At 69.6% G+C, this 18890-nt stretch carries 11 protein-coding genes, 1 tRNA gene and 1 pseudogene; 4 read left to right on the forward strand and 9 right to left on the reverse strand.

The genetic code is table 11. From position 1 onward, the window contains the following. Nucleotides 1–24: 24 nt before the first annotated feature. Complete coding sequence (locus tag FF36_RS05895) at nt 25–903, reverse strand: LLM class F420-dependent oxidoreductase (protein ID WP_044883944.1); 879 nt, start codon at nt 901–903, stop codon at nt 25–27. Between the two features lie 124 nt (nt 904–1027). Further along, complete coding sequence (locus FF36_RS05900) at nt 1028–1918, reverse strand: class II glutamine amidotransferase (protein ID WP_044883945.1); 891 nt, start codon at nt 1916–1918, stop codon at nt 1028–1030. Between the two features lie 1070 nt (nt 1919–2988). On the opposite strand from FF36_RS05900, the gene FF36_RS05905 reads away from it, so the two are divergent. Then, entirely contained in the window at nt 2989–4302 is a 1314-nt protein-coding gene (locus FF36_RS05905; protein WP_044883946.1) for a glycosyltransferase family 4 protein, read from the forward strand. Here FF36_RS05905 and FF36_RS05910 read toward each other — a convergent pair. From FF36_RS05910 to FF36_RS05930, 5 genes are all read right to left on the reverse strand, one after another. Beyond that, nucleotides 4282–5247, reverse strand: a complete 966-nt coding sequence (locus FF36_RS05910) for a carbohydrate kinase family protein (protein WP_044883947.1) — start codon at nt 5245–5247, stop codon at nt 4282–4284. The two genes, FF36_RS05905 and FF36_RS05910, sit on opposite strands and share 21 nt — an antisense overlap. Nucleotides 5248–6015: 768 nt before the next feature. Then, on the reverse strand, nt 6016–7341 hold the full coding sequence (locus tag FF36_RS05915) for a pentapeptide repeat-containing protein (RefSeq protein ID WP_044883948.1): 1326 nt from the start codon (nt 7339–7341) through the stop codon (nt 6016–6018). Between the two features lie 631 nt (nt 7342–7972). Then, a tRNA-Gly gene (locus FF36_RS05920) sits at nt 7973–8046 on the reverse strand. Between the two features lie 165 nt (nt 8047–8211). Continuing rightward, nucleotides 8212–10749 (reverse strand): glycoside hydrolase family 65 protein, encoded by a 2538-nt coding sequence (locus tag FF36_RS05925; protein ID WP_044883949.1) that lies wholly within the window; start codon nt 10747–10749, stop codon nt 8212–8214. Beyond that, a complete protein-coding gene (locus FF36_RS05930; protein ID WP_044883950.1) occupies nt 10746–11543 on the reverse strand; it encodes a beta-phosphoglucomutase family hydrolase in 798 nt (265 codons plus the stop codon). The genes FF36_RS05925 and FF36_RS05930 overlap by 4 nt, the downstream gene beginning before the upstream one ends. Before the next feature lie 193 nt (nt 11544–11736). Here FF36_RS05930 and dcd point away from each other — a divergent pair, with 193 nt between their 5' ends. Continuing rightward, nucleotides 11737–12336 (forward strand): dCTP deaminase, encoded by a 600-nt coding sequence (gene dcd, locus FF36_RS05935; protein ID WP_044883951.1) that lies wholly within the window; start codon nt 11737–11739, stop codon nt 12334–12336. A 76-nt stretch (nt 12337–12412) separates the two neighbouring features. Here the strand turns inward: dcd and FF36_RS37215 are convergent. Together FF36_RS37215 and FF36_RS37220 are read right to left on the reverse strand one after the other, a co-directional pair. Then, nucleotides 12413–13564 (reverse strand): (Fe-S)-binding protein (locus FF36_RS37215; RefSeq protein ID WP_242422326.1); only part of this gene is annotated, 1152 nt, incomplete at its 5' end. A 1-nt stretch (nt 13565) separates the two neighbouring features. Then, nucleotides 13566–14620: pseudogene (locus FF36_RS37220) on the reverse strand (Fe-S oxidoreductase); the annotation flags it as partial. A gap of 662 nt (nt 14621–15282) precedes the next feature. On the opposite strand from FF36_RS37220, the gene FF36_RS05945 reads away from it, so the two are divergent. Next, entirely contained in the window at nt 15283–16530 is a 1248-nt protein-coding gene (locus FF36_RS05945; protein ID WP_044884023.1) for a nuclease-related domain-containing protein, read from the forward strand. A 485-nt stretch (nt 16531–17015) separates the two neighbouring features. After that, nucleotides 17016–18845 (forward strand): molecular chaperone DnaK, encoded by a 1830-nt coding sequence (gene dnaK / locus FF36_RS05950; protein WP_044883953.1) that lies wholly within the window; start codon nt 17016–17018, stop codon nt 18843–18845. The last annotated feature ends 45 nt before the right edge of the window (nt 18846–18890 follow it).

An 18890-nucleotide genomic window follows, 5' to 3' on the forward strand; every position in this document is an offset into this window, starting at 1 on the left:
GACTACCGCATGGGCTTCCCCCGGTCAGGGTGACGCGAGGGTGTTGATCGCGCTGGCGAGCCGACCCCACTGGGCGAGCGGAAGCTGGGTGGGCGTCGGGGTCAGGACCTGCACGGCGACGTGGTCTGCACCCGCCTGGTGGTGTTCGGCGATCCGGGCGAGGACGGTGTCCAGATCACCCCAGGCGACCAGGGCGTCGACGAGCCGATCGGAACCGGATCCGGCCAGGTCCGCGTCGGTGAAGCCGAGCCGGCGCAGGTTGTTGGCGTAGTTCGGCAGCCCGAGGTAGAAGGCGATGCCCTGGCGGGCCACCGCGCGGGCGCTCTCGGGGTCGCTGTCGAGCACGACCTTCTGCTCGGGGGCGAGCAGCGCGTCCGGCCCCATGATCTCCCGCGCCCGCCGGGTGTGCTCGGGTGTGGCGAGGTACGGCAGCGCACCCGCGCTGCGTCGGGCCGCGATCTCCAGCATCCGCGGTCCGAGCGCCGCCAGCGCCTGATCGGATCGGGGCACCCCGAGCTCGTCCAGCGTGTCGAGATAGTCGAGAAGGACCTCGACCGGCCGCTCCCAACGGCGGCCGGTCAGCTTCTCCACCGGACCTCGGTGCCCGACGCCGAATCCGAGCAGCAGCCGGTCGGGATGAGCCTTGGCGAGCATCGCGTAGTGATCGGCGACGATGTCCGCCTTCTCGGTCCAGATGTTCAGGATGCTCGTGCCGACCACGAGCCCTTCGGTGCCATCCAGGATGGCGGCGGGGAGCTCCAGATCCCCGCTGGCGGCACCGATCCACAACGTCGGGATACCCATCGCCGCCACCTCGGCGGCGACCTCCGCCCGCGACCGGACGTCCGTCGGCCACTGCCGCTGGGCTGCCCACAGCCCGATCCTGCCGACTTCAAGTACCACGACGAGCCCCTTCCGCGCAGGGAACTGCGACTGTCCGCACCATTGCCCCTGCAGCATTGCTACCCCGTGCGCACGCCCCCTATGTCGGCAGGTTTCACCGAACCTCGCGGGGACGCCGGTCGGGTCAGGCGGACGTCGGCAGATCGGGAACCGAGGTGGTCTGCGACACGGCGGCCTCGGGCCGCAGGTCCTCCAGGGAAAGCTGGTGGACGGGCGGGCCGTCGAGCACGATCCGTGAGGTCACCGTGAGATCGGCCGCAACATGGAGCAGCTCGCCGCTGTCCATCAGCCGCCAGCGCGGATCCTCGTCCATCCGCTCGCTCTCGACCACCACCGCCGGCTCGTCGAGCAGGTCGAGGGAGCGGACCCGGATCTCACTGAAGGGGCTGGCGTGGTCGAGATGGCGGCCGTTGCGGCCGCCGGCGCCGCGCTTCAGCACGTACAGGCCATTGGTGTCCGGGTAGCGCAGCGCCCACAGCTCCCCAGCGGTGATGAGAATCATGTTGATCGAGTAGAGGGGAAGATTCTGCGCCGTCCAGCGCGCCGCCGCGGCGATGCCCTCGCCGACGTCGCCGTCGTGGGCGTCGATCTCCCGGGTGACCAGCGCGAAGAATCGCTCGGAGTCGGTATCGCCGAGCACCGGCAGGCCGGCGGTGCCGAGCTCCGCGTCCAGCTTGCCCAGGCCCTCGATCACCCCGTTGTGGGCGAAGATCCGCTCGTTGCGGACGAACGGGTGCGTGTTGGCGTCGCTGGCCCGGCCGGTGGAGGCATGCCGCACGTGCGCGACGAAGGTCGACGAGGTGACGTCCTGCGCCTCCCGAGCGAACGCCGTGTCCGCGCGGCTGCGGATCGCCTGCCTCACCACCTGCGGGACGCCGTCCGCGTCGAAGGCGCCGAGGCCGGCGCCGTCCGGCGTCCGCAGGGTGGCCGCGCGTGGGCTGTCGGGCGCGTCCAGCAGCCAGAACGTGGCCTTGATCCGCTTCGGGCCACTACTCATCGCGAACAGGTGGCACATCGACGCCCTCCCTCACAGTCTCAACGGCCCCGGCCCAGCCGGGGCCCGGCTCACCGAGGCACACGGATCCGCCGGCCCGGCGTGGGGATGGCCGTCGGCGGAGCGAAAAGGGCAACGCTACCTCCGGCCCGAAGCGCTGACGATCCGCTCGACGCCCCGGACCCGCGATCGGCGGCACGTTCGGTGTAGTTCCCGCAAATGTTCTGTTCCCCGCGCCGATCCGGTCACTCCCGGCACATGCGGCGCGTCCCACGCCGGAGTCCAACGACCTGGATGTCGTATCGGAGTTGTACAGTCGGCCGTATTATTGTTTCGTTCCGTTTCGTCACGCCTACGCAACGACGGATGTAGCCGAATGGTGCCGCCGCGCCGCGGCCCAGACGCCCCTCAGGACCACGTCGGTCAGCCCCCCGGCCCGCTGACCTCCACGACGCTCACGACGCTCACGACGACACNCCCGCGNCCCCNCCGGCCGCCGCCGCTGTCCCGCCACGACCTCTCGGCCTTCGCGGCACGCACGAACACCGTCCCGCCTCGGGTCGTCGGGTCGGCCGCCCATCGTCTCGCCCGACAGAACCCGCCCGGCAGAATTCGGTCGGCACGAGGCGCACCCCGAGCGCAGCGCCTCGCCCACGAGAATGGCAGCCATCACCACGACGAGACCATTCAGATCGGCTGACCCGGACGTTCCGCGCACCTGCAATCCCCCCGGGCCCGACCCTCCGCCGCGGCAATCATCATGGGCACCTCGGCGAAATCGTATCCCCTACATTCCCACCCGAATGCCCGACCGTCCCTCCGGGGAAACGACAGCGCGCCACTTTTGCCCGCAAGCTCGGACGAAGGACCGACTCCCGGCCGGCCATCAAACGGTCTCGGACCTGCCCGGACGATATCGACGCCAGCACCACGTGACGCAATCCCACCACGCCCCACCGGACCATCCAGGGCGAATCACCGGACGCGCGACGGCAATCACCCGCAGCTCCGCGAGGTCCGCGAGATCCGCGGTAACGTATTCCCGTCATTCCCGCATGCTCCGGCGACCGGACCGATGGAAACGGAAACGCATGGCGGATTCGGTCCAATCGTTACGCGCCCTGTGCATCCTGTTCTTCTGCGAGCAGTACCCGCCGGTCGTCTGGGACGGCGCGGGCAGCTACACGGCGACGCTGGCCGTCGCGCTCGCGCGGCTCGGGCACGAGGTGCACGTGCTCTGCGCCCAAGGTCACCGGGTCGTCGACTCCGTGCAGGACGGGGTGCACGTGCACCGGCGGCCGCTGCTGCGGGTTCCGGTCACCCGCGGGCTGGGCCCGGTCGGGGCGCGGCTGCGCGGGCCGCTGTACCCGCGGGACTCGATCACGCTGCGGGTCAGCCTGCCGTTGTCCTACAGCTTCTGGATGCGCCGCCTCGGCCTGCGCCCCGACGTGATCGAGACGCAGGACGGGGAGACCCGCGGTCTGCTCCAGGCGCTGTACCGCACCCGCCCGCTCGCCATCCACCTGCACTGCCCGACCATGCTCACCGTCCAGCTCGCCGGCCAGCCCCTCGGGTGCAAGGGCCGGCTCGCCGACCGGCTCGACCGGATCTCCGCCGATCGCGCCGCCGTGGTGACCTCACCGTCGCAGCTCCTCGTCGACACCCTGCGCGAACGCGGCTGGCTGGGACGACGCGCCGTGGAGGTGATCCCGAACCCGTTCGATGCCCACCCCTGGCTCGACGTCCCGGACGTCGCCGGCACGGCGCCGACGGTCGCGGCGGTCGGCCGCCTGGAGGCGTACAAGGGGGTGGACGTCCTGCTCGACGCGTCCGCGCGGCTCAACCGCGCGGGCATCGCCCACCGGCTGGTGCTCGCCGGGCGCCCCGCCGGCACGATCGGCGGTGCCCCCGCCGGCGCCTGGCTCGCCCGACGCGCCCGGGAGCTCGGCCTGCACGTCGAGTTCCCCGGCCATCTGTCGGCCGACGAGCTCCGCGACCTCTACCGCCGGGCACGGGCCGTCGCCGTGCCCAGCCGCTTCGAGAGCTTCTCGATCGCCGCCGTCGAGGCGATGGCGGCCGGGCGGCCGGTGGTCACCACGACCCGGACCGGCGTGGCACCGTTCGTCGAGCGCTGGGGGTCCGGGACCGCGGTCCCGCCCGACGACGCCGAGGCGCTGGCCACCGCGCTCGCCCCGTTCCTGCTCGACCCCGCGCGCGCCGCCGCCTGCGGCGCCCGGGGCCGGCTCGGCGTCGCCGAGATCGACCCGGCGGCGATCGCCCGCCGCAAGGAGGACGCCTACCGCCGTGGCATCGCCCAGTTCGCCACGGCCGCCACACCACCGTCAGCCCGACCTGAACCCGACGGCGACAGGGGAGGTGCTGCCCTACCCGGGCGGATTCCGTAGGCCGAAGACCAGCTCGCGCAGCTCGCCGGCGGTGGGAAGCGCCTCGTAGGCACCGACCCGGCTCACCGTGAGCGCTGCGGCGGCCTGCGCGTGGTGGACGGCAGTGGCCGGGTCGTCGCCCGCGACCAGGCGGGCGACGAGCACGGCTGTGAAGGCGTCACTGGCCCCGGTCGTGTCGATCACCCTCGCCGCGACGGCGGGGTGGACGGTCGTCCCGCCGCCGGTGCGCAGCACACATCCTCGTTCGCCCAGGGTGACGCAGACGGTCGGGACGCCGAGCGTCTCGGCGACGGCTTCGGCGAGCCGGCCGGCGGGCCCGCGGGCGGCGGCCCGCCCGGCGAGCAGCGCGCGGGCCTCGGTCTCGTTGGGGACGAGGATGTCGACCTGCTCCCACGGAACGGCTCCGACGACCGCCGGGTCGGCCGGCGCCGGCGCCGGGTTGACGACAACCCGCGTGGCGGCCTTGGCGGCGGCGGTGACGAGGTCCGCGGCCCGTTCGGCGAACTCGAACGTCACCAGCGCCGCGTCGACCGGGCCGTCCGTCGCCGCCGCGGCGGCGTGGACCTGGTCTCCGGTGACGGCCAACGCCTCGGGGACCCGCCAGACGACCGCCTTCTCACCGTCACCCCGCACGTGGACGACGCAGACGGGCGTCGGCACGTCCGGGACCGCCGTTATCGCCGACACGTCCACCCCCTCGCCGGCCAGCGCCGCCCGCACGGCCGCACCCACGCCGTCCGCTCCGACCGCCCCCACCGCGGTCACCGGCAGGCCGAGCCGCGCCAGGGTCACCGCCTGGTTGAGCGCCTTCCCACCGGGCACGGTCCGCATCGCGTCGGCCCGCACGTCCCGGCCCCACCTCGGCAGCCGCCGCGTGCTGACCAGGCAGTCGAGCACGAACGCCCCGACCACGAAGAACCGCCCCGCCGGCCCGTGCAGTACCACCCGACCAGCCTCCGCCCCGCCCCATTGCGAGAACCCGGCTCGATCGACGCCGCAGGCGGGCACCCCCGCCCACAACCCGACCGCTCTCCCGGCACCCGGCCACCCGGCCGCGCAAAGCCACGGTAGATCCACCCCGAACAAGTGATCAGATTGCCCTCGAACCCGCCCATCACCAGGCCCCGCCCATCGCCTCCGCCGCCCACGGACAGAAAGCCAAGAACCCGCTACGCGCCCGTGGGAGTTCGCGGGCCTGGTACCCCTGGGCTTGCCGCATCTCCGCTGACCAGGGCTTTTAGGGCGCGTACGGCCGTGTCGGGGTTTGATCGGCGGGCCATTCGGGGGGGCGCTGAAGGCTCGGGGTGGATGTCGTCTGGTCCTCTCTGCTGCGCGTCGGGGCTTGGGGCGGGATGGGATGATCCAGCCGCCGTGTGCACCAACAAGGCGTGGACGAACGCCGTGTGATTTTCCACACCAGCCCAGCTCCGCGCGGAATACGCCGGGATCCAAACCGCGATCACCCGATCGGCGCGCTGCGGACTTCCCGGACAGACATCGCACACTCGGCATGTCGCGCAAAGTCACCGTCGGAATTCAGTGCTCCTCAGAGATTATCGCGCTATAGCCACACGAAGCTCGGACGTCAGTGCACTCGGGGACTCATCGGAGATCGATCACGACGGTAGAGCGCTCGCCTGGCAGATCCCGCCAGCCCGAACGCTCGACAAGCCGCAGCCAACTCCGTCCGAGCCATTCAAAGTCTTTTATGGTTCAAGAAGTCGCTCGCCGTGCGCGAATCTCGTCGGCTTTCTCGGCCGCAGGACGGATGATTTGCTGCTCGAGCGAGGCCAGGAGTTGAGACGGATCATCGTACACATATGGTTGCAGCACCCATGGATAGTCCCGAAAATCCTTGAACATCCCGTACTCGGTGTGTGAAGACTGAATCAGCGGCTGGACGGGAACCGAGGGCAGACTGGGGACTATCCGCATCAACTCTTGAGGAATGCTCTTCGCATCACTAATGTCGGCCACGATGAATCGCGCAAGGTGAGCCAGGGTCGAGACTGTCTCGGTAAGATTGCGCGATGCCGGACCATCGAAGTCGAACATTATCGGAAGATAACCCCGACGCCTAAGTTGATCTTTTAGGGAGTCGAGTATTTCTTTTCGCGGAGCGGTGAATCTCCCTAGGATCAACACCGCCTTCGATGTTATTGTGTCAATAACGTTACGGATCTTGCCGTTATTGAGCATAAGATGAACGAACTGAGCGACCTCAAGATCGTCGACTGTGACCACGGGCTCGCCGGGAGCAGTGATGACCAGGTCCTTCTGAGTAGCGCCACTCATTCGCAGTCCCCATGCGGAGATTCCATAGACGTGACACCCGGTAAGATCGGCACCTTCCAGATTGGCCTCAACCAGAGTCGTACTTCTTAGATCGGCACCCCGGAGATTGGCGCCCATGAGGTTCGGTGTTATCTTGGATTCCGATCCTTCATCGTCAAACTCTGCATAGCTGACGATGATTCCGTACGAATTGGTGCCGACATATGACCCCGATCCGAAGTGTATGTCATGCTGCCACACGGAGGGTGCAATGGTGGCGTCCACCAGCGTCGCCTCACGCAAGTCGGCGTAACTCAGATCCGCTCCGCTCAGGTTTGCCCGAAACAGGTCAGTACGCCGCAGAGAAGCCTGATCAAGTGTGGCGCGTTCCAGGCTCGCCCGCCGCAGGTTTGCCTCACTGAGGTTGGCTCCACTTAGGTCGGCACACGACAGGTCCGTGCCCCCGAGATCTGCACCTCCCCGGTAATCATGGACCTCTTCGAATCCTCGCACCGACAGAATGTGAGCTGACACTGGAGATTGGGTGCTGGTGAAGTCTGCGGCACGCAGATTGGCCCCATACAGTTGTGTGTCAACGAATCTGGTGTCTCGAAAATCTCCGCCATTCAGTTCGGCTCCGACAAGATTCGCCTCCCGGAATGTAACTCCACTGAATTCTGGCCGCACATCTGGATGCTTTCTACGCCACTCATTCCAGCCGTCTACGCCCTGGGATAGAAGATTTACATGTTCTTTCGATGCCATCGACAGTACTCCGTGTCCATGCCGCGCTCTTCGATGGATATGATATCCGCGAAATAGCGGAAGGACGATGGACTGCGGCTCGGGTCGGCACACTGACGTTCTCGGTGGCCAGTTCCAGCAGCGTCTCCCGGATGATCTCCAACGGTTGCGCGGTGGCGAGCTCCAGTTCGAGCCCGGCGATCTCCTCCCGCAGCCGGACCACCGTCTGGTCGACCTGGACCCGCCGGGCCGGTGCAACATCAAGGGGCCCCACGCCTGCTCCACCACCCACCGCTTTGGTTGCGGCGGGACGAACCCCCGCACCCGGACGCTCTATCGACGATCTCCACGGCGATGACGCGACCAGCACTGTGATCGCCAATGTGTTATGTAGAGGTGTCGAGGGTCCATACCTTCAAGCAGACTGAAGCCCCGCGTATCCGCAACCTGACACAACCGAAACCCACCGACATTGACCAACCGTCAGATGGTTGCAAATAGGACAACCACCGGGATTCCGATGGTCCCGCAACTCCCCCAAAACGGCACATACCCAGCTCACGCTGCGGTGATGAGACCTGACCGGGCTCGGCCCCTCGGCACAATTGCTAAATATCCCTGGTCAGGCCTCGTCTGCCCAGGGAACCCAGAGTGGAGCGGGCGACGGGAATCGAACCCGCGTTGCAAGCTTGGGAAGCTCGTGTTCTGCCTCTGAACTACGCCCGCGTAGTGCATCCGCATCGTACCGGATGCAGGGGCCGGGGTGGCAGGGCGGGGCGGCGCGGGAGCACGGGAAGGCTCCGTGTCCCCGCCCCGCCGCCGGTGGCTCGGCCGGCGCCCCGGTCAGATCGCCGTCGGCGCCCGGTCGGGCCGCCGACGCCGGGGCGGTGGTCAGCCGTCGATGCTGCTGCCGGTGCTGGAAGGGACCGCGCCGGTGAAGCTGCCGGCACCACCGCGGCCGCCGGTATGACCGCCGTGACCGCCGGTGTGGCCGCCGACACCGCCGTGGCCGCCGCCGACGCTGGCGGCGCCGCCCGCGCTGGAGCCCGCGCCGGGGTTCGACTGGCCGCCCTCGCCGGGCGGGCGCAGGAAGCGCAGCGGCTCGCGGCCGGGGGGCTGCCTGGGTCGTTCCAGCACGGGGGCGGGCGGCACGTCGAGGCTCACCGGCTCGTCCGGCTGGACCCGCACCGTCTGGCCGTGGTGGAGCAGGGTCATCGCCGGCCCCTCGGAGACGGTGTAGGTGGCCGTCGCATCGGACACCTCCACCCGCAGGTGGCGCCCGCGCACGCACAGGCCGAAGGCGAGCCTGGTCAGGCCCTCGGGCAGGCGGGGGGAGAAGGCGATGACCTCGCCGCCGTCGCGCAGGCCGCCAAAGCCCTCCACGAGCGCGATCCAACTTCCCGCGAGCGAGGCCATGTGCAGGCCGTCACCGGTGTTGTGCTCGATGTCGCGCAGGTCCATCAGCGCGGCCTCGCGCAGGTAGTCGTGGGCGAGGGAGAGATGGCCGCACTCGGCGGCCATCACGGCCTGGCAGCAGGCCGACAGCGAGGAGTCCCGGACGGTCAGCGCCTCGTAGTAGGCGAAGTTGCGGATCTTCTCGTCCATGGTGAACGCGTCGCCGCAGCGCTGCATCGCGAGCACGAGGTCCGCCTGCTTGACGACCTGCTTGCGGTAGAGGTCGAAGTAGGGGAAGTGCAGCAGCAGCGGGTACTGCTCGGCCGTGGTGTGCTCGAAGTCCCACACCTGGTGCTCGGTGAAGCCCTCGGACTGCGGGTGGACCCCGAGATGGGGGTCGTAGGGGATGAACATGTCCTCGGCCGCGTCCCGCCAGGAGGCTGTCACCTCGGCGTCCACGCCGAGCTCGGCGGCGCGGTCGGGATGGCGGCGGGCGGCGTCCGCGGCGGCGATGAGGTTCCGCTGCGCCATCAGGTTCGTGTAGACGTTGTTGTCGGCGATCGCCGAGTACTCGTCCGGGCCGGTGACGCCGTCGATGCGGAACCGGCCGTCGAGGTCGTGGTGACCCAGCGAGCGCCACAGCCGCGCAGTCTCGACCAGGATCTCGAGGCCGACCTCGCGTTCGAACCGCTCGTCCTCGGTGACGTTGACGTAGCGGGCGACCGCGTCGGCGATGTCGGCGTTGACGTGGAACGCCGCCGTCCCCGCCGGCCAGTACCCGGAGCACTCCTCGCCGTGGATGGTGCGCCAGGGAAACGCGGCGCCCGCGAGGTCGAGCAGCTCGGCCCGCTCCCGGGCCAGCGGCAGGGTCGCATGCCGCCAGCGCAGCGCGTCGCCCGCGGCGTCGGGGGCGGTGTAGGTCAGCACCGGCAGCACGTAGGTCTCGGAGTCCCAGAAGGCGTGCCCGTCGTAGCCCGGACCGGTCAGGCCCTTCGCCGGAATGGCGCGGCGCTCCGCCCGGGCGGCCGACTGCAGGACGTGGAACAGCGCGAACCGGACGGCCTGTTGGACCTCCGGATCGCCGTCGACCTCGACGTCGGCGCGCGCCCAGAACGCGTCGAGGTACTCCTTCTGCTCGCGCACCAGGCCGCCCCAGCCGGTCTGGCGGGCGGCGACGAGCGCGGCCGCGGCCTGGTCGCGCAGCGCCGGCAGGGACCGCTGCTCGGACCAGCCGTACGCGAGCCATTTGACCATCCGCAGCTTCTGGCCGGGCAGCAGCACGACCGTCGCGGTGACCCGACCCGCGTCAGGCTCGCTCTCCGAGGAGATGCCCAGCGAGTCCGGGCCCTCGAAGTGATGATCCATGGCGGCGGCGACCCGGATCTCGCTGTGCCGGGTGATGTGGACGGTCTCGACCTTGGTCCCGTCGGCACGGTGACGCTCGGAGATCAGCGGCGACTCCAGCACGGCGGCGGCCCGCGGATCCCCGCGCCAGGTCGGGAGCTGCTCGTTGGCGACCAGTTCCGACTGGATGACGACCCGGGCCGGATTCCCGATCGCCTCGACCTCGTAGTAGAAGGCGGCGATGGACCGCTGGGAGAACGACACCAGCCGCTCGGAATGCACCCGGATCGTCTGGCCGGCCGGTGAGACCCATTCCACGTCGCGGGTGAGCACGCCCTCCCGGAAATCGATCATCCGCTGATGCGACCGCAGTTCGCCGTACCGGATGTCGAACGGCTCGTCGTCCACCAGCAATCGAAGGATCTTGCCGTCGGTGACGTTGATGACCGTCTGCCCGGATTCGGGATATCCGTACCCGGCCTCGGCGTACGGCAAAGGGCGCAGTTCATGCACGGAGTTCAGGTAGGAGCCGGGCAGGCCGTGTGGATCACCCTCGTCGAGGTTTCCGCGCAGCCCGATGTGGCCGTTGGACAACGCGAACAACGATTCGGACCGGCCCAGATCGTAGAGGTCGACGCCGGATTCCCGGATCGCCCACGGTTCGATCAGGTAGGACGCCTTGTCGATCATGCCGGGCCGCGCCCAGGGGCGGACGGCGCGGACGGCGCGGACGGCGCGGACGGCGCGAGCAGATCGGCCAGATCCTTGACGACGACGTCGGCGCCGTGCCTGCGCAACTGCTCGGCGTGCCCCTGCCCGACCCGGTCGACGCCGACCACGTAGCCGAAGCCGCCGGCCCGGCCGGCCTCGACGCCAGCCAGGGCGTCCTCGAACACCGCCGCCCGCTCCGGCGGCACGCCGAGCAGCCGGCCGCCGGCGAGGAAGGTGTCCGGCGCCGGCTTGCCGCCCAGGTGGTCCCGGGCCGCGACCACGCCGTCGACGACCGCGTCGACGAAGGCGGCGAGGCCGGTGGATCGCAGCACCTCCACGCAGTTGGCGCTGGAGGAGACCACGGCCCGGGGCACCCCGCGCCTCGACAGCTCCTCCAGATAGGTCCTCGAGCCCGGATAGACCTCCACGCCGTCGGTCCTGATCCGCTTCAGGAGCAGGATGTTCTTGCGGTTGGACAGCGCGTTCACGGTCAGCGCGGACGGCGGGTCGTCCACGGTCCCCTCGGGCAGCCGGATGTGGCGGGCGGCGAGAAAGGCACGCACCCCGTCGACCCTGGGCCGGCCGTCGACGTAGTCGGCGTAGTCCCGGCCGATGTCGAACGGGACGAACGGTTCACCGGACCGGCTGGCCCAGTTCTCCAGAAAGTCGTCGAACATCTCCTTCCACGCGGCCGCGTGCACCGTCGCAGTATTGGTGAGCACCCCGTCGAGATCGAACAGGCACGCCTGAATGTGATCGGGTAGCCCGAACATGCTTCTCCCGCCTGTGTCCGCGTTCCCCGCCCTTCCGCCGGGACGCCCCGTTCCGACCGGGCGTTCCCCGAGCGGACACGCCTCTACCTACCCCTGTCACGCTACGTCTCACTCCCTCGGGCGAACCCTCGACCGGCGGTGGCCGGGCGGACGGACGATGAAGATCGACCACGCATGCTCTAACGTCCTCGACGTGCTGCTGTCCGACCGGGACATCCGGACCGAGATCACCGCGGGCCGGATCCGCCTCGACCCCCACGACCCCGCCCTGATCCAGCCGTCCAGCATCGATCTGAGGCTCGACCGCTGGTTCCGGGTCTTCGCCAACCACCGGTACAGCCACATCGACCCGTCGGTCGAGCAGGAGGATCTCACCGAACTCATCGCACCCGACGGCGACGAGCCGTTCGTGCTGCACCCGGGCGAGTTCGTGCTCGGCTCGACGCTGGAGATCATCACCCTGCCGGACGACCTGGCGGGCCGGCTGGAGGGAAAGTCGAGCCTGGGCCGGCTCGGGCTGCTCACCCACTCGACGGCCGGCTTCATCGATCCCGGCTTCTCCGGGCACGTCACGCTGGAGCTGTCGAACGTCGCGACACTGCCGATCAAGCTCTGGCCGGGTATGAAGATCGGCCAGCTCTGCCTGTTCCGGCTGACCTCGCCGGCCGAGCACTCCTACGGCTCGGCCGTCTACGGCTCCCGCTACCAGGGCCAGCGCGGTCCGACGCCATCCCGCGCCTACCGCGACTTCACCCGCGCCGCCGTCCCGAACGGCGAGCTCCCGCCCGCCTGATCCACCGCCGAAAGGGCAACGACCCGGAACCCTCGCGGCTGGCGAGGGTCCCGGGTCGCGGCGGGGCTGGCGCAGGTCAGCCGACGGGCTCGGCCGGGGTCGTGGCCGGCGTCGCCGGGGCCAGCGAACGGGCCAGGAGCTGGGAGACGTCGAGCACCTCGACGCTCTCCTTCGCCTCACCCGCGAGCTTCTTCTCAGTGACGGCGTCGGTCAGCATCACGATGCAGAACGGGCACGCGGTGGACACGACGTCCGGGTCGAGGCCGAGGGCCTCCTCCATCCGGTCGACGTTGACCCGCTTGCCGATCTTCTCCTCCATCCACATCCGCGCGCCGCCGGCGCCGCAGCAGAACCCGCGCTCCTTGCAACGGTGCATCTCCTGGCCCCGGATGCCGGGGATGGCCTCCAGGATCTCCCGCGGCGGGGTGTAGACCTTGTTGTGCCGGCCGAGGAAGCACGGGTCGTGATAGGTGACCGACGAGTCGATCGGGGTGATCGGCACCAGCTTGCGCTCCTCGACGAGCTTGCCGAGTAGCTGGGTGTGGTGGACGACCTCGTACTCGCCGCCGAGCGAGGAGTACTCCCGGGCGAGGCTGTTGAAGCAGTGCGGGCAGGTCGCGACGATCTTCTTGACGCCCGTCTCGTTCAACAGCTCGATGTTCGCCTTGGCCATCTCCTGGTACAGGTACTCGTTGCCGAGCCGGCGGGCCGGGTCACCGGTGCAGGACTCGTTGGTGCCGAGGATCGCGAACTCGACGCCCGCGGTGTGCAGCAGCTCGGCGAAGGCCCGCGCGACCTTCTTCGCCCGGTCCTCGATGGCGCCGGCGCAGCCGACCCAGTAGAGGTACTCGACGTCCTCGGGAATCTGCTCGCCGTCCCCGATGATCCGCACCTCGAAGGGCAGGCCCTCGGTCCACTCGGTGCGGGTCCGCGGCGACACGCCCCAGGGGTTGCCGTTGTTCTCCAGGTTGCGCAGCATGACGCCGGCCTCGGACGGGAACGCCGACTCGATCATCACCTGGTAACGGCGCATGTCGACGATGTGGTCGACGTGCTCGATGTCCACCGGGCACTGCTCGACGCAGGCACCGCAGTTGGTGCACGACCACAGCACGTCGGGGTCGATGACCCCGCCCTCCTCGGCGGTCCCGACGAGCGGCCGGTCCACCTGCGGCTGGCCGGGCTCGGGCACCCGGCCGAAGCCGGACTCGGGCACGCCGTGGTGAGCNTGGGCGTGCGCGTCCTCCTCGACCCCGGTGACCGCCTTCGGTGCCTCCTCGCCCTCGGCCTCGCCCTTCGTCGACAGCAGGTACGGAGCCTTGGCGAACAGGTGGTCGCGCAGGTCCATGATCAGCAGCTTCGGCGACAGCGGCTTGCCGGTGTTCCAGGCGGGGCACTGGCTCTGGCAGCGCCCGCACTCGGTGCAGGTGGCGAAGTCGAGCATCGCCTTCCAGGTGAAGTCCTCGACCTTGCCGACGCCGACGAGCGGCTCGTCCTCCTCCATCAGCTTCTCGATGTCGGGAGTGCTGCCGAGCGGGCCGAGGGCCGCCGGCTCGCGCTTGAGCACGACGTTGATCGGGGCCAGGCCGATGTGCAGGTGCTTGGAGTACACCACCAGCACGGAGAAGCCCATGATGACCGCGATGTTGAGCAGCAGGAAGGCCGTCTCGATGTCCTCGTTCACATCGTGCGAGAGGCCCGAGAAGATCCGGCTGACGACGTAGGAGGCGAAGGCCCACTTGGTCTGGCCCTGCGGCAGGTTCCCGGTGTTGTACTGGGCGCCGCGGTAGATCAGCAGGGTCACGACGACGGCCGTGATCAGGCCGAGGATGACCCACGCCGGTCCGGTGTGCGAGCCGTAGAAGCGCGACTTGCGCTCCAGTCGGGCGGGCGCGTTCTTGATCCGGATGATCGTGAACGCGATCAGTCCGGCGAGCACCGCAACGGAGAAGAAGTCCTCCAGGAAGCCGATGGCCGCCCAGTGGCCGAATCCCGGAATGTGGAAGTCGTCGTCGAACAGACCGCCATAGGCCTCGATGACGGTCAGCAGCAGGATTGTGAAGCCCCAGAAGGTGAAGAAGTGCGCGATGCCCGGCACCGACCACTTCAACAGCTTCCGCTGACCGCCGACCTCGCTGATCTCGGTCCAGATGCGCTTCGGCAGGTCGTCCAGCCGGCCCTGCACCGGCTGTCCCGACCTGATCAGCCGGAACAGCCAGAACACCCGGCGTCCGGCTACCGCGAGAGCGATCAGCGTGATCGCTCCACCGATCGCAATTCTCACAGCATCCTCCATCTGGCACCCACCATCGCGGGTGAGCCTACTCGTACCGGCTAGTAACAAATGGGACGAGTGATCCGCACCACCCGTTCGACGAGCCCCGTCCCATCCACCGGCCAAGGTCGTCTTCGCGATCCGGATACGGACGGCGTTGACCTCTTCAGCCGGCGGCGAGCCCGCCTACCACCCGACCCTGCCACGACGTGGTCCGAGCGGCCCGATATAGGGGGTCCGAAGGCCCGATCACCCGCGCCGGGTGCGCTGGACTGCTACTTTCAGTGGCAGATGCCCAACCGACGCGCAACGCCCCGCACCGCCGCGACTACCGCGCCGTCACGCATCCGCGCACCCGCGCCGGCGTCGGCGGGTGGCCGGCGGCGGGCGCGGCGCCAGCACCGTCCCGCCACGTCCGACCACGTCCCGCCCACGTCCGCGCCGCGATGGCACCCGAGTCGATGATGTCAACCCTTGTGCTGCAAGGATCTTCGACGCACCATGGGGACGGCCTTTCGCCCACAGTGGACCGGGCGATCGTGTGTCCCGCGGTGCATGCTTCCCCTAGGCATGCGTGGGCTCGGTGCCAGCGCTGTCGCGACGATGCCCGGCGTTCCCGGCGGACGGGCCGCTACCAACGTTGACGACCCCTGCGAACCATGGTGGGCACGATGGCAACGAGCACCCGGCCGACGATGACCCGAGTCGGCCGTCCCGGGCAGTCCCTGGAGACGGAATACCAGCGGGCCCGGGAGAACCAGGCACTGGTCCGGCGGGACCGGCTGACGCGGCAGGTCCCCCGCATCGCGGCGCGGGCGGCGGTGGTCGGCTTCGTCCTCGCCCTGGTCATCGGCTTCGGGGTCGGGCAGCCCGGCATCGCGATCGCGGTGTTCTTCCTGGTCTTCCTGGCCTGGCCGGCCGGCATCATCATCGCCGCGTACGGCACCGCACCGGACATCGAGTCGCTGCGGGAGGGCGCCGAGGCCGAGCGCAGGACCGCCCGGGCCATCGCCCGGCTGCGTAGGCAGGGCTACATCATCCTCCACGACCGGTCCGTGCCGTACTCCGAGGCGACCATCGGCCACCTCGTGATCGGCCCCGGTGGGGTGATGGTGATCGGCAGCGACAACAGCAAGGGGACCGTGCGCTACACCAAGGGCGGGGCGATCTGCGACGGCGAGTCACTCAAGCCGGTGATCGACCGGACCTCCTGGCTGGGTGGCGAGGTCCGCAGCCAGGTTCGGGCAGCGCTGCCGATGCTCAAGATTCCGGTCAACCCGATCCTGGTGATGGTCGAGGCCAACGTGCTGTGGAGCGACGGCGCCCTCGACGGTGTGACGATCATCAGCATCAAGGACGTCGCCAACTTCATCCGGAAGAAGCCCGGCCGCCTCAACCCGGGTGAGGTACGGCAGATCATCGCCGCGGCGGAGCGGCTGTTCCCGGCCTTCTCGGCCAACCGGCTGGCCGACCAGGTCACCGTCGACCGCGACCAGTGGCTGACCCTGATGGACGCGCTGCGCACCATCCGCGAGCGCGACGGCGACGCCAGCGACATGCTCGACCGGCTCGCCCAGATCGAGGCCGACCTGGGCCGGCAGGCCGACCTCAGCGAGCGGACCGGGATGCCGCTGGCCGTCCCGGGTCGCGAGGCGCCGGCCCAGGCCGCGGATCTCGCCGACGACGACCCGCCCGATGCCGCCGGCCCGGTGACCTCGATCGGCCTGGCCGCTCCGGGTGGCGGGGGCGCCCGACCCCGGGCAGGCGCCCGCCGGGGCCGCATCCTGGCCGCCGTGCGGCCGCCGCGGGCAGCCGCCGCGCCACCCCGCAACGGCGCCGCGGGCAGCGTGGGCGACCCGCCGGACAGCTCCCCGTCCGGAGATGCGAAGCCGAAGCCGCAGCCGCCCGCCGACTCCTGACCGGGCACCGTCCGCCCCGATTCCGCACCCGACGCCGCCCGCCGGTCCCTGACCCGGCGGGCGGCGTCGGGTCTGTGGCATGCCCGCAGCCCCCGGCGCTGGCGGGCGAGCCGGAGGTTCTCGCATCGCCCGACCGGGCGCCCCCGCGCGGCGATCCCGCGCGGCGACACCCGACCGCGCCCGCCATCCGCCGGAGGGCCGGACACGACCGGCCGCACCACCGATCGGTGTCTCCCGCCGGACCGCCTCCGCGGGAATCACACCCGGGTCGGTAAAGTTGAGTCTGGCAGACTCACCTCTGCCGGGTTATGCTAGGAGCCGTCATCATGAGTCAGGAAGGCTCAACCTCCTGATACGCCCTAGCGTTAGCAGGACCGCACTCTCCGGGTGGCCCTCGGAGAATCGGTCCACCGAGAGGTTCCACCCCACGAGGTCGGCTCGCACGCACCGTCTGCGCGCCGACACGGATCGAGAGGCACACAGACATGGCACGAGCGGTCGGCATCGACCTCGGCACCACGAACTCCGTCGTGAGCGTGCTCGAGGGCGGCGAACCCACGGTGATCGCGAACGCCGAGGGCTCTCGCACGACCCCGTCGGTCGTGGCCTTCGCGAAGAACGGCGAGGTCCTGGTCGGCGAGGTCGCGAAGCGGCAGGCGGTCACCAACGTCGAGCGCACCATCCGGTCGGTCAAGCGCCACATGGGCACCGACTGGAAGATGAAGGTCGACGCGAAGGACCTGACTCCGCAGGAGATCAGCGCTTTCATCCTGCAGAAGCTCAAGCGGGACGCCGAGTCCTACCTCGGCGAGACCGTCGCGGATGCGGTCATCACCGTCCCCGCCTACTTCGACGACGCCCAGCGGCAGGCCACCACGGAGGCCGGCACGATCGCGGGCCTCAACGTTCTGCGGATCGTCAACGAGCCGACCGCGGCGGCCCTCGCCTACGGGCTGGACAAGGGCGAGAAGGAGCAGACCATCCTGGTCTTCGACCTTGGTGGCGGCACCTTCGACGTCTCGCTGCTGGAGATCGGCGACGGCGTCGTCGAGGTGAAGTCCACCTCTGGCGACACCCACCTCGGCGGTGACGACTGGGACCAGCGGATCACCGATCACCTGATCAAGACCTTCAACGGTCAGCACGGGGTTGATCTCGGCAAGGACAAGATGGCCCTGCAGCGGCTGCGGGAGGCCGCCGAGAAGGCGAAGATCGAGCTCTCCCAGTCCAGCCAGACGTCGATCAACCTGCCCTACATCACCGCCTCGGCGGAGGGCCCGCTGCACCTCGACGTGTCGCTGACGCGTGCCGAGTTCCAGCGGATGACGTCCGACCTGATCGACCGCTGCAAGCACCCCTTCCAGCAGGCGGTGAAGGACGCGGGCATCAAGGTCAGCGACATCGACCACGTCGTTCTCGTCGGTGGTTCCACCCGGATGCCCGCCGTCGTCGACCTGGTCCGCGAGCTCACCGGCGGCAAGGAGCCGAACAAGGGTGTCAACCCGGACGAGGTCGTCGCCGTCGGCGCCTCGCTGCAGGCCGGCGTGCTCAAGGGCGAGGTCAAGGACGTCCTGCTGCTCGACGTCACCCCGCTGTCGCTCGGGATCGAGACGAAGGGGGGAATCATGACGAAGCTCATCGAGCGCAACACCACGATTCCCACCAAGCGCTCGGAGATCTTCACCACCGCCGAGGACAGCCAGCCCTCCGTGCAGATCCAGGTGTTCCAGGGTGAGCGCGAGATGGCCGCGTACAACAAGAAGCTCGGCATGTTCGAGCTGACCGGGCTCCCGCCGGCCCCGCGCGGCCTGCCCCAGATCGAGGTGACCTTCGACATCGACGCGAACGGCATCGTGCACGTGTCCGCCAAGGATCTCGGCACGGGCAAGGAGCAGTCGATGACGATCACGGGTGGGTCCGCCCTGCCGCGCGATGACATCGACCGGATGGTCCGCGACGCGGAGCAGTACGCCGAGGAGGACCGTAACCGCCGCGACGAGGCCGAGACCCGCAACAAGGCGGAGACCCTCGTCTACTCCACCGAGCGGTTCCTGGCCGAGAACGGCGAGAAGATCGACGCCGCGGTGAAGTCCGACGTGGAGGAGAAGCTCGGCACCCTGCGTGGTGCCGTCGCGGGCACCGACACGGCGGCGATCCGCGAGGCCGCCGACGCTCTGGCCGCCGCGAGCCAGGCGATGGGCCAGGCCATGTACGCGCAGGCCGCCCAGGAGGGGGCGGGTGCCCCCGGTGCCGGCGGACCGGCCGACGACGACGTGGTCGACGCCGAGATCGTGGACGAGGAGGACAAGAAGTGACCTCCGGTCAATCAGGTGACTGGTGGGGTGCGAGCGGGTCCGGCA

This window comes from Frankia torreyi (genome assembly GCF_000948395.1).
Classification (GTDB): Bacteria; Actinomycetota; Actinomycetes; order Frankiales; family Frankiaceae; genus Frankia; species Frankia torreyi.